9 protein-coding genes are annotated in these 14,931 nt (G+C 66.5%); 7 read left to right on the top strand and 2 right to left on the bottom strand.

Features of this window, described 5'->3' with window-relative positions; all coding sequences use genetic code 11:
* Positions 1-3: 3 nt before the first annotated feature.
* From ABNQ38_RS28705 to ABNQ38_RS28690, 4 genes are all read left to right on the top strand, one after another.
* Positions 4-2,346: a GumC family protein gene (locus ABNQ38_RS28705; protein WP_377810734.1), complete on the top strand. Its 2,343-nt coding sequence runs from the start codon at positions 4-6 to the stop codon at positions 2,344-2,346.
* Positions 2,347-2,499: 153 nt separating this feature from the next.
* Positions 2,500-3,795 carry an endo-1,4-beta-xylanase gene (locus ABNQ38_RS28700; RefSeq protein ID WP_377810733.1) on the top strand — a complete coding sequence of 432 codons (1,296 nt, stop codon included), beginning with the start codon at positions 2,500-2,502 and terminating at the stop codon, positions 3,793-3,795.
* 157 nt (positions 3,796-3,952) lie between these two features.
* Positions 3,953-4,918 (top strand): class I SAM-dependent methyltransferase, encoded by a 966-nt coding sequence (locus ABNQ38_RS28695; RefSeq protein WP_377810732.1) that lies wholly within the window; start codon positions 3,953-3,955, stop codon positions 4,916-4,918.
* 222 nt (positions 4,919-5,140) lie between these two features.
* The gene (locus ABNQ38_RS28690) at positions 5,141-7,657 is read left to right on the top strand and encodes a cellulase family glycosylhydrolase (protein ID WP_377810731.1); all 2,517 of its coding nucleotides are present in this window, start codon (positions 5,141-5,143) and stop codon (positions 7,655-7,657) included.
* A 100-nt stretch (positions 7,658-7,757) separates the two neighbouring features.
* Here ABNQ38_RS28690 and ABNQ38_RS28685 read toward each other — a convergent pair whose 3' ends face one another.
* Complete coding sequence (locus tag ABNQ38_RS28685) at positions 7,758-8,405, bottom strand: serine acetyltransferase (RefSeq protein ID WP_377810730.1); 648 nt, start codon at positions 8,403-8,405, stop codon at positions 7,758-7,760.
* A 90-nt stretch (positions 8,406-8,495) separates the two neighbouring features.
* Positions 8,496-9,974 (bottom strand): lipopolysaccharide biosynthesis protein, encoded by a 1,479-nt coding sequence (locus ABNQ38_RS28680; RefSeq protein ID WP_377810729.1) that lies wholly within the window; start codon positions 9,972-9,974, stop codon positions 8,496-8,498.
* Between the two features lie 852 nt (positions 9,975-10,826).
* On the opposite strand from ABNQ38_RS28680, the gene ABNQ38_RS28675 reads away from it, so the two are divergent.
* The 3 genes from ABNQ38_RS28675 (at position 10,827) to ABNQ38_RS28665 (ending at position 14,927) form a co-directional block, all read left to right on the top strand.
* The gene (locus tag ABNQ38_RS28675; protein ID WP_377810728.1) at positions 10,827-12,278 is read left to right on the top strand and encodes an exopolysaccharide biosynthesis polyprenyl glycosylphosphotransferase; all 1,452 of its coding nucleotides are present in this window, start codon (positions 10,827-10,829) and stop codon (positions 12,276-12,278) included.
* Between the two features lie 251 nt (positions 12,279-12,529).
* Entirely contained in the window at positions 12,530-13,876 is a 1,347-nt protein-coding gene (locus tag ABNQ38_RS28670) for an O-antigen ligase family protein (protein WP_377810727.1), read from the top strand.
* Positions 13,877-13,943: 67 nt separating this feature from the next.
* Positions 13,944-14,927: a glycosyltransferase family 2 protein gene (locus tag ABNQ38_RS28665; RefSeq protein ID WP_377810726.1), complete on the top strand. Its 984-nt coding sequence runs from the start codon at positions 13,944-13,946 to the stop codon at positions 14,925-14,927.
* The last annotated feature ends 4 nt before the right edge of the window (positions 14,928-14,931 follow it).

The following is a 14,931-nucleotide window of genomic DNA, read 5'->3' as shown; positions in this document are numbered from 1 at the left end:
GACGTGGAAAACCTTCCCCAGATCAACAACGGAGGCCACGGCGGCCCGCCGGCTCCGGCGTGGCCCACCCAGGTCGGCCACCATGTGCCGCGTGAGTTCGACGGCCCCGCTCCGGCGATGGGCCCCGACTTCCGCTTCATCCTGCGGGTGCTGGCGGCGCACAAGACGCTGATCATCCTCATCGTGCTGGCGCTGACCGCCCTGTCGGCCTTCGCCGTCTCGCTGATGAAGGACAAGTACACGTCCGAAGCCCTTCTGCTGGTCGACAACCGGCAGGTCCGCGTCGTCCGCGCGGAAGACCAAGCGCTGAACTCGATCACGCCGGAAGATGGCGCGATCCTCAGCGAGATCGAAATCCTGAAGTCGACCGCCGTGCTGTCCCAGGCGGTTACCGACCTGAAGCTGGCGACGAACCAGGAATACAACCCGCCGGTCCAGGCCGACGAGACGAAGCCCTTCGTCGAGCGCGCCACCGCCTGGACGCGCGAGCAGGCCCATGCCGTGTTCGGTCCGGAACTGCCGGGCGTCGTCCAGGCCGTGCTGGCCCACGGCGACAACATGACCAAGGACACCCACCTGCGCGAGACCCGTGCCGCCGACAGCATCGACGGCGTGCTCGACCGCGTCCGCCGCAACCTTGAGGTCGGCGTCGTCGGCCGGTCGCGTGTGATCCAGGTCCGCTACACCGCCGGCGACCCCGAGATCGCCCAGAAGGTGGTGGACACCGTCGTCCGCCGCTACATGGAAACCCGCCAGCAGATGGACCGCGACCTGTCCACCAGCGCCGTCGCCTGGCTGGAAGACCGCATCGCCACCCTGCGCAAGGAAGTCGCCGCCGCCGATACCAAGGTCGACGCCGTCCGCTTCAAGGCCGGTCTGGTCAAGAACGGCACCAACGGCCTGATGGCCACCACCGAGTTGGAGCAGGCCCGCCTGCGTCTGGCCGAGGCCGCGGCCAACCGCGCCCGCGCCGTCGCCCAGGCCCAGACGCTGGAACGCAGCGCCGGCAACGGCGGCAGCCTCGCCTCGCCCGTCGTCGCCCAGCTGCGCGCCACCGTCGCCTCGATCTCGACCGAGCTGGCCCAGCTGTCGCGCCAGTACGGTCCGAAGCACCCGCGCATCCAGGAACTCCAGGCCCGCCTGAACGAAGCGAACTCCTCGCTGCAGCAGGAGGTCCGCCACGAGATCGGCGGCGTCCGCGAGGCGGCCAACGTCGCCATCGAGCAGGAAAACGCCCTGAAGGCGATGATCGCCAAGCTGGAATCCGGCTATCAGACGATGACCGAGGAAGCGGTGCCGCTGCGCACGCTGGAGGCCGAGGCCCAGGCCAAGCGCCAGCTGCTGGACAGCCTGCTCGGCCGTCTGGAAGAGGTGCAGGCCCAGCAGGACAACCGCGCCTTCCCGACCGCCGTCAAGCTGGTCTCGGCGCCGCAGGTTCCGCATGAGCCGTCAGGTCCGTTCCGCATCCTGATGCTGCTGGCCGGCTTCGTCGCCTCGCTCGCCGTCGCCGTCTTCATCGTCTTCGGCATCGAGCTGTTCCAGCGCCGCATCCGCACCCCGGAAGCCGTCCGCCGCATCCTGGGCGTGGGCACGGTCCACATCGTCCCGCACCACTCCACCCGCGGCACCCGCGGCCGCCTCGACCAGATCTTCCAGAACCATCCGTTCTCGCTGTTCTCGGAATCGATGCGCGCCCTGTTCCGCAACCACCTGTCGGATCTGGGTCCGGTCGGCTCCATCGCCGTCACCTCGGCCCGCCCGCAGGACGGCAAGACCTCGATGAGCCTCGCCGTCGCCCAGGTCGCGGCTCAGGCCGGCCGCCGCGTGGTGGTGGTCGACACCGACTTCCGCCGGTCGCGCATCGACGGCCTGTTCAACCTGTCGGCCAAGAAGGGCCTGTCGGACTGGGTTTCCGGCACCGCCACCCTGGATGAGATCGTCCACACCAGCGAGGACGCGCCCTATGCGATGATCCCCGCCGGCCGCCTGATGCCGGAGACGCTTGACCGCTTCAACGTCGACGGCCTGATCCACCTGATGGCCGGCCTGTCGCCGCACTTCGATCTGGTGGTGTTCGACACCGCCCCGGCACTGGCCGTGTCGGATGCCCGCATCGTCTGCGGTGCCGCCTCCAAGGTGCTGTTCGTCAGCCGCTGGGGCCACACCACCGCCAGCGACCTGCAGGCGGTCGCCGACCTTGGTCCGATCGACCACAGCAAGTTCGTGGCCGTGATGACCGACGTGAACCTGAAGAAGGCGGCGTCGCGCGGTTACCAGGGGCCCTACAACAGCTACATGGCGACCCGGAAGTACTACGGCGACACCACGCTGCGGACCGCCCCGTAACGCGGGAATCCGGAGTGACCTGAAGCTCCTTCGACCCAGAGGCCCTTTCCTTCCGGACGCTGCGGCGCCCGGAGGGAGGGGCCTCTCCATGACCGGAACCGGCCGCTGGCCGCTTCGACCGGCCCCCGCGACAGGAAGAGAGAGCCCCTCCGCATGACCGAACGTCCGAAGCCCGGTTTTCCGAAATGGCACCCGACCCATTGGCGTCCGAGCCGGCGCGACCTGCTGTGGACCGCCGCCGCCGGTGCGGTGCTGGCGAGCTGCCGCGGCGCCAGCGGTCCGACGACGGCGGAAGCCGCCGCCACCCAGCCGCAGGCGGCGGAGCCGGCGGTGACCCTGCGCGAAGCCTGCCGTGCGCTGGGCGTCCGCCACGGTGCCGCCCGCGACCATTTCATCGATCCGGAAGACCCGATGCTCGACCGGCTGATGGCGCGCGAATGCGACGTCGTCACCCCGGAGAATGGCGGCAAATGGGGCGTCTTCCAGCACACCGAGGGCAATTACGACTGGCGCCGCTTCGACGCTGCGGTTGAACTGGCGCGCAGCATCGGCGCCACGCCGAACTGGCACACGATCATCTGGCAGCATATGGGCATGCCGCCCTACATGAAGCTTCCGGCAGGCCGGCAGGAGGAGCTGGACATCTCGGAAAGCGCCTATTTCTCGCCGGATGGCAGCTTGAGCGCCGAAAACGTCTGGCCGCGCTTCACCGGCGTGGTCGAGGCGGTGCGGCAGCGCTACGGCGACGTCTTCTACCGCATCGACGTGGCCAACGAGGTTTTCTTCTGGGAGACGGTGGAGAGCCACCCGAAGGAACAGGACCGCTACGGCTTCCGCCGCGGCATGTGGTGGGTGGCGGCCGGCGGGGCGGAGAAGGGGCAGGAATGGCTCGATCCCTTCTTCCACCATGTGCACAAGGCCTTCCCCAAGGCGAAGCTGGTGCTGAACGAGTTCGGCATCGAGATCGACGAGGGCTGGCAGCAGCGCAAGCGCGCCTATCTGCTCGACTGGCTGACCGGTGCGGTGAAACGCGGCGTGCCGATCCACGGCCTCGGCCTGCAAAGCCACCTGATCGGCGGCAAGCCCTATGACAGCGCCGGCATGCGCAAATTCCTGCGCGCGGTCGACAGGCTGGGCCTGTCCGTCCATCTGACGGAGATGGACGTGGACGAGACCCGCCTGCCCCGCTCCTGGTCGCGGGCGGAGAAGGACCGGGCGATGGCCCAGCTGGCCCGGCAGTATCTGGCCGACATGCTGGACAATGCGCGGGTGGAGGAACTGTGCTGGTGGCACCTGCGCTCCGACCTGAATTTCATCGCGCGGGAGCATCCGGACCTGGGTGCCCACCCCTCCCCCTATGACGAGCAGTCCCGGCCCCTGCCGCTCTACACGGCGGTGGTGGAGACGCTGCGGGAGAAGGCGCGCACCGGCAAGGCGCGGTCGGGGTGACCGCAGCCCGGGTGACGCACCGCGGGGGTAAGCCGTCCGCGCCGTCCACCCCCTGCGATAGGCCCGCGCACTTTCTCGTTCGCGCGCGCGCGTCCGGTGCCGCTCCCGTTTAGAGTCCCTGAATGCGTCCTGTACCCATCTGATGGAGAGGTCGATCGTGCAGAACACAGCCGACACATTGCCGATGGATCGCCTGCCCGCCGATCGCTCGGCGGACGATGCGCTCGTCGAGCGCTACCGGCGGAAGTTCCACCTCTCGCCGACCTACCCGCTGACGGCCGAGATGGTGCAGCGCCACTGGGACCTGGAGCGGCGGCTTGCCCGCGAACTGCTGGACAGCAAGCCGGACGAGCGCTGGGACGTGTTCGAGCAGGCCTATACGACGCTCTACACCAGCTGTCCGTGGCTGAACGAGGCGGAGGACGATGCGCACACCCGCAACGACGAGCTCGACTTCCGCCATTTCCTGACCCTGCTGGGCGGGCCGCAGGACGTCTATGAGGTGGGATCGGGCAAGGCCCGGCTTCTGCGCTACCTCGCCCGCCACGGCTACCGCTGCGTCGCCACCGAGGTGACGCGCGAGCGCGGTGCGACCTGGATCGAACAGGATTCCAACGTCACCTGGAAGAACAGCGACGGCATCCACCTCTCCAGTTTCGAGGCGGCCGACCGCTATGACAGCGTGATCTCCACCCATGTCGTGGAGCACATGCATCCGGAAGACGTGCTCACCCACATGGAGAATGTCCGCACCATCCTGAAGCCGGGCGGCAAGTACATCCTGAGCATGCCGCACAAATACGCCGGCCCGGCCGACCTGTCGGAGGTGTTCGGCCTGAACGAGCCGATCTGCATGCATCTGCGCGAATATGGCTGGGGCGAGACGGAAGCCATGCTGCGTCAGGCCGGCTTCAGCCGCGTGGAAGCCGTCTACATCCTGCCGATGGCGGTGCGCCGCCGGATGAACCTGCATTTCGCCAGCCGCGCCTATCTGGGCTATGCGAAGCTGGTTGAGGCATTTTTGGGACGGCTGCCGTTAACCCTTAATCGCAAGCTCGGAAGGGTTGGTCAGCTCTATCTGTTCCGGCCAGAGGTGTTCGTGGTGGCCCATAAGCCCAAGTGACACCCGTTTGAGCGCTACGAAAAAGCGCTAAATCAAATACTTACCGACATGCCGAACCCCTTTGTTGCTGTAATGCATCGACAAAGGGGTTTTTCGTGTCTCTTTCTTTTCACAAGGGATAGTGGCATTAGAGCCGCATTTCGCTAAAATTTGAAATACCTCGTTAACCTTTTCCGGCCAGATTGGGTTTCAGCGAAATTCACGGAAAAGAGGATACTTCCAATGGCAACGAGCCCCGTCGATACGACCTTCGTCGTCAATGCCTCGGGTGTGACTGCCGGAGGAGTCTGGCCGCACTTCAAGTTCCTCGTCGATGGCGTCGCCGTCGGCCAGGCGACGGTCAATTCCACCAGCGCCGGCCGGTACAGCTTCACCACCAAGGTGGCTCCCGATGCCGCGCACAAGGTCCAGATCGTTTATGACAACGACTGGCTGTCGACCGACAAGGCCGGCATGTACCGCGACCTGATCGTCAAGTCGATCGAAGTCAACGGCAAGACCATCGCTTCCAACAGCTCGACGGTCTCCTACGCCGCTGACGGTCAGGGCACGCTGTCCGGCCGCGAAATGCTGTCCTGGAGCGGCTCGCTCGATTTCAACATGTCCAAGGACATGTTCACCGGCTCCACCGGGACCCCGACCACTCCGACCACCCCCACCACGCCGACGACCCCGACCACCGGCGGCACGCCGATCGTCGTGAATGCCTACGGCAATGCGGCCGGCGGCGTGAACGCCCACTTCAAGGTTCTGGTCGACGGCAAGACAATCGGTGAAGGCACGGCCGGCACGGCCGCCAAGGACTTCACCTTCAACGCGAATGTCAGCACCGACGTCGCCCACAAGGTCCAGATCCAGTACGACAACGACGCTGTGGTCAACGGTGTCGACCGCAACCTCTACGTCAACAAGATCACCATCGGCGGCCATGCCGTGAACCCGACCGACAGCATCGTGTCGATCGACAAGGGCGCCCTGGACGGCAAGGACATCGTCGCCGGCCAGCAGGCCATGTGGTGGAACGGCACCATGGAGGTGAAGGCCGACAAGTCCTGGTTCGCCGGCAGCACCACCCCGAACAACCCGTCCACGCCGACCCAGCCGAGCCTGTCGGTCAGCGACGTGACGGTGACCGAGCCGACCGGCTCCAAGACCGCCGGCGGCATCCAGGGCTTCCTGCACACCCAGGGCAACCAGATCGTCGACGAGGCCGGCAACACCGTCCGCCTGACCGGCGTGAACTGGTTCGGCGGCGAGGGCTACAACTACGTGCCCGCCGGCCTGTGGGCCGACAGCTACCAGGGCCACTTGGAAAAGATGAAGTCGGTCGGCTTCAACACCATCCGCATGACCATGTCGGACGAGATGTTCGACAGCACGGCGGTGACGAACGGCATCGACTTCTCGAAGAACCCGGATCTGGCCGGCCTGACCCGACTGCAGGTCTATGACAAGGTCATCGACTATGCCGGCAAGCTCGGCATGAAGGTGATCCTCGACCACCACCGCAACGACGGCGGCGCCGGCACCAACGAACACGGGCTGTGGTATACCGACAAGCACCCGGAATCGACGGTGATCGCCAACTGGAAGATGCTGGCCAACCATTATGCCGGCAACGAGACCGTCATCGGCGCCGACCTGCACAATGAGCCGAGCGTCAGCGCCACCTGGGGCGGCAGCGCCGCCACCGACTGGGCCTCGGCGGCCGAGCGCATCGGCAACGCCATCCAGACGGTGAACAAGGACTGGCTGCTGTTCGTCGAAGGCACGGAGTGGAGCAGCACGCTGGCCGGTGCGCAGGCGCGCCCGATCCACTTCAACACCCCCGACAAGCTCGTCTACTCGCCGCACGCTTACGGCCAGAGCGTCGGGCAGTTCAGCTGGCTGAACGACCCGAACTACCCCAACAACCTGCCGGCCCAGTACGACAAGATGTGGGGTTACCTGTACAAGAACGACACCGCGCCGATCATGCTGGGCGAATGGGGCGGCCAGTTCACCAGCTCCGCCGAGCAGACCTGGGCCAAGACCATGGCCAAGTACCTGAACGGCGACTGGAACCTGGACGGCAAGAGCGACATCGCGGCCGGCGACAAGGGGATGAGCTGGACCTTCTGGGCCTGGACCCCGGAATCGGGTGACGTCGGCGGCATCCTGATGGACGACTACAAGACCATCAACCCGACCAAGGCGGCCATCGTGAAGGGCGCCATGGAAGGCTCCGTGTTCGATACCCCGACCACCACCGCCAACACCGCCAACGCCACCTTCACGGTGAAGCTGTCGGCCGCCTCCGGCACCCCGGTCACGGTGGATTACTCCACGGTGGACGGCACGGCCAAGGCCGGCTCCGACTACACCGCCACCAGCGGCAAGCTGACCTTCGCCGCCGGCGAGACTGCCAAGACCGTGACGGTCAAGGTGCTGAGCGACAGCGTGACGGAAGGCAACGAGACCTTCGGCCTGAAGATCTCCAACGCCACCGCCGCGACCATCGCCGACGCCACCGGCACCGGCACCATCGTCGACGCCTCGGCTGCCAAGGCCGCCGCCGCTTCGCTCAGCTCGGCCGACCTGCTGGCCCACACGATGAGCGCCGCCAACGATACGCCCACCGCGACCGCCGCCGACCTGGCGACGACGCAGCAGCTTGCCAGCCATGACGTGTTCGGCGTCACCTTCGACACCTATCACGACCTGCACACGACCGACACCAGCCTGGCGCACGCCGCCTGACCTGTCCGGTTCGTCTGACCGGAAGAGTGCCTGAAGAAAAGAGGTCCGGCAGCATTGCTGCCGGACCCTTTTTCCGTTACCGGGGATGGACCTGAGAGGATCAGCCCGGCACCGGCGAGGTGGCGGTGCCGGGCATCATGGCCGACACGCCGCCGACCGGCGCCGGATGCGGGATGTCGGGGATGGTGACCTCGGCCACCGCCTTGCCGGGGTTGCCGGCGACCACGCTGCGCCGCGGCATCGGCTTGGTGACGACGGAGGAGGCGGCGACGATGCATTCGTCGCCGATGCTGACACCGATCACCACCGCATGCGGCCCGACCCAGACGCCGTCACCCAGTTCCGGGTAGTGGGTGACGCGGCCGGTGGAGAGCAGATCGTCCTTCTGGCCCAGCGTGACGCCGTGGAACAGGGTGACGTTGGCGCCGATCCGCGCGTTGGCGTTCACCACCAGTCCCCAGCCATGCAGGATGCGCAGCCCCGGTCCGACCTGGGTTTCCCAGGGCAGATCCATGGCGGCGGAATGCTGGGTCCACCGGTGCAGCAGCCGGCAGGCGGCCAATAGCGGCTTCCCCAGCGGCCCGCCCATCCGGTTCAGCGCCTGACAACTGCGCAGGGTGAAGGTCACCCGGAACATCCGGTTGCCCGCCAGCAGCTTCAGCACCGCCCCGAGGCCGGAGCCCCCGCCGTAACGGGTGGCGTCCGCCGCAACCGTCTGCCGAAATGTGTAGTGCGGAGCGTCCTGCATCGCGGTGTCATCCTCTCCGATCAAGCATTGTCACGCCGGCTGTCGGGCTGGCCGTCAGACCGGCTCTCAGGCCGACTTTCAAGCCGCCTCTCAAGCCGTCTGCGGCCGGCGACGAAATCGGGCCGTCATGCGGAACAGCATGGCGCGGTCGGCCTTGCCGAAACTCGGCCCGAACAGGGCGGCGATGGCGAACAGCATGGTCAGCCCGACCTTGGCGGCGGCGAAGGTCGGGTTCACCTCGAACCCGAACAGGGCGAGGCCGGCCAGATAGGCGATGGCGGCCGGCGCCAGGATGCCCGTCACCCGCAGCGCGCTCAGCGGCGGCTCGTTCGGGCTGAGGCGGCGGCACATCGCCTCGGTGGCGACCAGCATCACCAGCTCGCGCACCAGCACGCCAATAGCGCCGCCCATCAGGCCGAGCGGCCCCAGCGTCACCGCCATGACCAGCGTGCCGACGGCCAACCCGCCCAGCGAGATCGCCGGCAGGACGCCGACCTTCTTGGTCTTCACCAGCCCGACCTCGGCATGCATGCGCACGCCGTGGACGACATAAGCCAGCACCAGCAGCGGCATGCAGGGCAGAACCGTCTCGTACTCGGCAGACGCGATCAGCCACAGCACCTCCGGCGCGGTCAGCGCCATGCCGAGCGCCGCCGCCGACAGCAGCACGACGAACAGGTAGAAGACGAATTCCGACTGATCGCGCCCGGCGGTGCTGTCCTGCGCCTCGATCCGGCTAACCGACCAGATCTGCAGGAAGGAGGCGGTCAGGAACATGTAGAGCATGGTGGCGAGCCGCAGCCCGAACGACAGCACGCCGACCGCCGCGACGCCCATCAGCAGGTTGACCAGATAGCGCATGGCGAACTGGTTGCCCATGTCCAGCATGGTCTGCGGCATGAAGGGCAGGCCCAGCACCGTCACCCGCTTCAGGATGCCGAAGGAGAAGCCGACGCCGTTCGCCGCCAGGATCGCCACCGTCAGCGCGATGCCCAGCCCGACGAAGGTGATGGCGTTGGCCAGGAAGATGCCGGTCACGCCCAGATCCATCACCAGCAGGAAGCTGAGGTTGAGGCCGATCAGCCCCACCGCCTTGCCGACCGAGATCAGCAGGCAGGTGCCCGACCGCTTGTGGACCCGGTAATAGGCGAGCGCCAGCTCGAACACGGCGCTGAAGGCGATGCCGGCAAAGGCGAAGGCGATGATCGGCCCCTGGTCGGTGCCGCCGAACAGCATGTCGCTGGCACCCCAGCCCGCCGGCAGGGCCACCGCCAGCAGCGCCAGCGAGGCGGCCCACAGACCGATCATCGTGGTGCTGACCACGCGGGACCGGCTGCGATCGTCAGGATGTTCGAAATAGACGACGGTGAAGGCGTTGATCATGCCGATCATCAGCATGACCGCAACGATGTCGCCGACGACGCTGATCAGGGCATAGACGCCGAACTCCGCCGGTGACAGGACCTTCGCATAGAGCGGCAGCAGAAGCAGTCCCGCAGCGCGGTTGACCACATTCGCCACCATGAACATCCAGCCATGTTTGATGATCGTACCAGCTTCGACAGCCATCCGGTTTCCTTCGCCCCCTGTAGTCCGCTTCTTCTTCCGGTCTCGCCTGCTGGGGAGAGCATCGCGTCCGCCCCGTCGCATGGGTCCATGTCGCATGGACCGTTTCCGAAGGGTGGGCCGCACGGGCGCAGATAAGGAAAAAGAACGCGCCAAATCTTGGCGGAGGTCGGGACAGCGTCAATTCGGCCTTGAAGAGACCGGAACACTCTTCGGTGCTAGTCAGCACGGCTTCGGTCAGAGATCCTGGACGTTCCGAGTATGCTTTCCGGCGAGTTCGCACGCTGCCTCTTGCGCGCCGCAACAGGCAAGGGTGCGTTCGCGCCACGCCCCCGCTCGGAATTGCTGGAGGGCTCCCTTCGGTCGATCCGGCTGACCGACCCACCCCGCAAGTTCGGCGATCATCCCCGTTCGCGCCGCCGCTTTCTGTCCGGTCGGAGGAGGTATCGACAGCGCATACCTAAAAATTGCGGGTATCGAGGGTACCGGCGGGGGTGCGACACCACCTTACCGTTAACCCGAAACGCTATCCCCGCTGGGGACCGCATCCGAAAGTATCCCCAATAATATTCGGACCCCCGCACCCTTCGAAACACCGGTGGTATCGCGGACGCGAAATCAACGTCCGTATGCACTGTTGCTGGCCGAGCTTCCTCATCCTAATTCGTCCTCAACGAACAGCGGATCGGCCCATCAAAATCATGAAAGAGTGTTCTTTACATAAATGCGCCTCTGCCGATGCGGGGGCGCAACAAAGTAAAGACCGGCCGAATCCCAAGAGACGCTGATGACGAGCGACCATCCGCACGAATAGCCGTGCGGTGGCTGGCATTCCCTTCAACCACGGGACCTGCGATGAGCAAACTGGACCCAGAAGTGGTCATCGATCTGACCTCGGCGAAAAAGGCGACGATCCCCACGATCGCCCCCGGGCTGCTGCTTGCACTCTCGGATGGATTGGTCCTCGCCCTGGTAGGGTGGACGCTCAACCATTTCCTCGGCTTCGATGCGCTGACCGAGCCGATGGAAGCCGCCGCCTGGCAGCGGTCGCTGGTGACCGGCCTGATGCTGGTGCCTCTGGTGAAGTCGGTGTTCGGCATCTACACGCTCGGACGCTTCGACTACATGGAACGCACGAGACGGACTTTTCAGGCGGCCTTTCTGTGCTGCGCCGTGCTGGCGGTGCCGTTCATCGTGATGGAGGGCTTCCGCTCCTTCTTCGTGGAAGCGCTGTCGATCGCGCTGCTCGGCTTCGCGGTCACCTACGTCGCCGACCTGCTGCTGATCCAGGGCCTGCTGTCCAGCGCGCTGGACTGGCGTACGCCGGTGATGATCGTCGGCGCCGGCCCGCAGGGTGCCGCCATCGCCGAGAAGCTGCAGCGCCTGCCCTGGCTCGGCATGCGGCCGGTCGGCTTCGTCGATGACGACGACAGCCTGTGGCAGACCCGCGTCGCCGGCCTGCCGGTGATGGGTCCGGTGGAACTGCTGGCCAAGTCGCCTGCCGTCGCCGGCCAGGCCAGCGCCGCCATCGTCGCCGACATGGGCCGCCACGGCAACGACCTGACCGGTCTGGTCCGTACCCTGCCCTTCCGCCAGGTCTACTGCGTGCTGGGCGAAGGCAATGTCAGCGCCGTCGATGCGACCTACCACAACCTGCACGGCTCGCTGGCCCTGCGCGTCAGTGTCCGTCCGCCGACCGGCTACCTGCGCATCCGCCGCGCCATGGACATCGTCCTGTCGGCGATCCTGCTGGTCCTGGTGGCGCCGCTGATGCTGGGCCTTGCCGTCGCCATCCGGTTGGACAGCCCGGGCCCGGTGATGTTCCGCCAGAAGCGCTGGGCCGGTGGCAAGCAGACCTTCGACCTGCTGAAGTTCCGCTCCATGCATGTCGATGCGGAAGAGCAACTGCAGCATCTGCTGGCGAACGACCCGGTCGCCCGCGAAGAGTACATGACCTACCACAAGCTGACGGTCGACCCGCGCATCACCCCGCTCGGCCGCTTCCTGCGCAAGACCTCGCTCGATGAGCTGCCGCAGTTGTGGAACATCCTGATGGGCGACATGAGCCTGATCGGCCCGCGCGCCTACATGCCGAAGGAACTGCCGGAGGTGGGTGACTCCGCCGCGGTGATCGGCACCGTCCGTCCGGGCCTGACCGGGTACTGGCAGGTGTCGGGGCGCCACCGCACCACCTTCCAGGAGCGTGTCGCGATGGACGTCTTCTATGTCCGCAACTGCGGCCTGCTGTTCGACTTCTTCATCCTCTGCAAGACCGCCGTGATGGTGCTGAAGGGCGACGGGTCGTAACCGGCCCTCTCTCCCGAACCGGATGCCAGCCGGACCCCCGCGCCACCCTCGCGGGGGTCTTTTTGTTGGAATCCTTAGGATCCATTCCCTTTATCGGGCGGCAAAGGGAGGGGGTGGCGCGAAAGCGGCTACCCCTTTCGGGCCCGGCCTCCTTCGGTCTAATGCCACCGCCCGGCTACGAGATGAGGGGTGTCATCCGCATCTTCAGTGCTGCACAGCCGAACACGGTACGGCAGCCTAAGGGAAAGCCGATGAAAATCCTGGATTTTCTGGAAAAAAGCATCGCCGTCATCGGCATCATCGCCTTCGGAGGCTCGGTGCTTCCGCTGATGCTGACCGGCGGCGACCCGCTCGCGGGCGATCTGGAATCGGCCGGCGTCACCATCCTGTATGGCGGTCTTTATGTTCTGGTACTGGCCGCCATCGCGCTGCGGCCGGCCATCGCCTTCCAGATCCCCTTCGCCAGCCCGGCGCTGACGGCGATGATCGCCTTCGCCTTCCTGACCGCGCTTTGGTCGCTGTTCCCGGACATCACGCTGCGCCGGTCGATCGCCTTCATGTTCACGACGGTGTTCGGCATCTGGCTCGCTTTGCGCTTCCGTTTCCCGGAGATCATGCGGCTGCTGGTGGTCGGGCTGTCGTTCCTGATGTTCGTCTCCTTCTTCATGATCTTCGCGATGCCGACCATCGGTCTGGACAGCGCGCAGCATGTCGGCGCCTGGAAGGGCGTGTTCTTCCAGAAGAACGTGACCGGCCGCATGATGGTCTGGCTGGTGCTGGCGCTGGTCTGGCTGGACTGGCAGAAGGAAATGGGCCGCTGGCTCACCCGGCCGCTGATCCTGCTTGCGATGCTGCTGATCGTGATGAGCCGGTCCGGCACTGGCCTCGTTACCTCGGTCCTGGTGTCGGTGGCCCTGCTGTCGACCACCATGCTGCGCGGCAGCATCCGCAACTTCGCGCCCACCATGGCGCTGCTGCTGGCCCTGCTGGTGATCATGGTCACCGCCGGCGCTACCTTCTGGTACGACGTGCTCTACGCGCTGGGCCGCGACCCGACCCTGACCGGCCGCACCGTGCTGTGGGAACACATCGTCCACTCGGTCGGCGAGCGGCCGCTGCAAGGCTATGGCTACGCCGCCTACTGGTCCGGCTTCAACGGACCGGGCTCCAGCTTCACCCGCGACTGGGGCATTACCTCGGCCCACAGCGGCTGGCTGGAACTGACGCTCGACCTCGGCCTCGTCGGTGTCGCGCTGGTGGTGGCGGTGCTAGGCCGCATGCTGTTCCAGGGCTTCTTCGCCGCCCGCTACGGCAACAGCCGGCCGGAAGCCGCCTGGGCCTTCGCCGTCGGCTGCGCCCTGCTGGCGGTGTCGGTGTCCGAAAGCGTGTTCGCCGAACGCCATTCGATGAACTGGGTGATCGCCACTATCGCCGTCGTCCGGCTGATCCAGCAGAGCCGCTGGCAGCGCCTGCTGAATGACCGGGCGGCCGAAGAGCACCGCCTGCGCCGGAACGCCGCAGCCAGCGTCCCCTCCCCCGCTTATGCCGGACGGGCCGCCTATGCCGGCCCCTATCCCGGCCCCCTGTCCCGGCAGTAGCGGCAGGGCGCTCCAGTCCCCCGTCCCCTGCGACCTTTCCCATTTCCCTTCGACCGAAGGCAGACCCATGAGCCCGAAGAACGAGCCGGCAAGCAGCAACCGCCCGGCAAACAGCGAACAGGCGACCAACAATCAGGTTACGGTCGTGATCCCCACCCGCAACCGCCCGGACATGGTGATGCGGGCGGTGCGCAGCGCTCTCGACCAGACCCATCGCGACCTCGACGTCATCGTGGTGATCGACGGTCCGGATCCGGCCACCGCCTCGCATCTGGCGACACTGGCCGATCCGCGGCTGACCGTGATGGAGCTTGAAACGAACCACGGCGCCGCGGAGGCCCGCAACATCGGCGTGCGCGCCGCACGAGGCGACTGGATCGCCTTCCTGGACGACGACGACCATTGGATGCCGGAGAAGGTGGAGTTGCAGATGGCGGGCCGCCCGGCCGGCATCCGCTTCCCCATCGTCAGCTGCCGCTGCCAGGTGGTGACCGCCCGCGGCACCTTCGCCTGGCCCCGGCGTCTCGCCACCCCGGTCGATGCCATCGGCGACTATCTGTTCGTCCGCCGCGGCCTGTTCAAGGGCGAGACTTTCGCCCCCACCACCACGCTGCTGGCGCCCAAGGCGCTGCTGCTGCGCAACCCGGTCCCCAAATCCCGCTTCGACGACTGGGAATGGCTGATCACCTGCGGCCGGATCGATGGGGTGGCGCTGGTCCACATCCCCGACGTGATGGCCGTCCACTACACCGAGGAAAACAACCGCGTCACCCTGTCGACCTGCCACAACATCAACCAGGCGCTGGAATGGGCCGAGTCGATGCGCGACCACCTGTCGCCGCGCGCCTATGCCAGCCTGCTGTTGCAGGCGACCGGCGGCGAGCAGGCGGCCCGCACCGCCGGCACGCGCTGGCGGATCCTGAATTCGGCTCTGCGCGATGGCCAGCCGACACCGATGGCTCTCGCCACCTTCACCATGCATTCGCTGATGCCGGTCGGCCTGCGCCGCCGCCTGCGGCAGGCCTTGTTCTCCGCGTCCGACGCTGCCTGAGCAC

This window comes from Azospirillum sp. A29, assembly GCF_042604625.1.
GTDB lineage: Bacteria > Pseudomonadota > Alphaproteobacteria > Azospirillales > Azospirillaceae > Azospirillum > Azospirillum palustre.
The sequence above is the reverse complement of the archived record's forward strand: the minus strand, read 5'-3'. Positions and strand labels throughout refer to the sequence as shown.

Coding starts and splice junctions, on each gene's coding strand:
- ABNQ38_RS28700 (WP_377810733.1), top strand. CDS start 2,500: ATGACCGAACGTCCGAAGCCCGGTTTTCCGAAATGGCACCCGACCCAT.
- ABNQ38_RS28690 (WP_377810731.1), top strand. CDS start 5,141: ATGGCAACGAGCCCCGTCGATACGACCTTCGTCGTCAATGCCTCGGGT.
- ABNQ38_RS28685 (WP_377810730.1), bottom strand. CDS start 8,405: ATGCAGGACGCTCCGCACTACACATTTCGGCAGACGGTTGCGGCGGAC.
- ABNQ38_RS28680 (WP_377810729.1), bottom strand. CDS start 9,974: ATGGCTGTCGAAGCTGGTACGATCATCAAACATGGCTGGATGTTCATG.
- ABNQ38_RS28675 (WP_377810728.1), top strand. CDS start 10,827: ATGAGCAAACTGGACCCAGAAGTGGTCATCGATCTGACCTCGGCGAAA.
- ABNQ38_RS28670 (WP_377810727.1), top strand. CDS start 12,530: ATGAAAATCCTGGATTTTCTGGAAAAAAGCATCGCCGTCATCGGCATC.
- ABNQ38_RS28665 (WP_377810726.1), top strand. CDS start 13,944: ATGAGCCCGAAGAACGAGCCGGCAAGCAGCAACCGCCCGGCAAACAGC.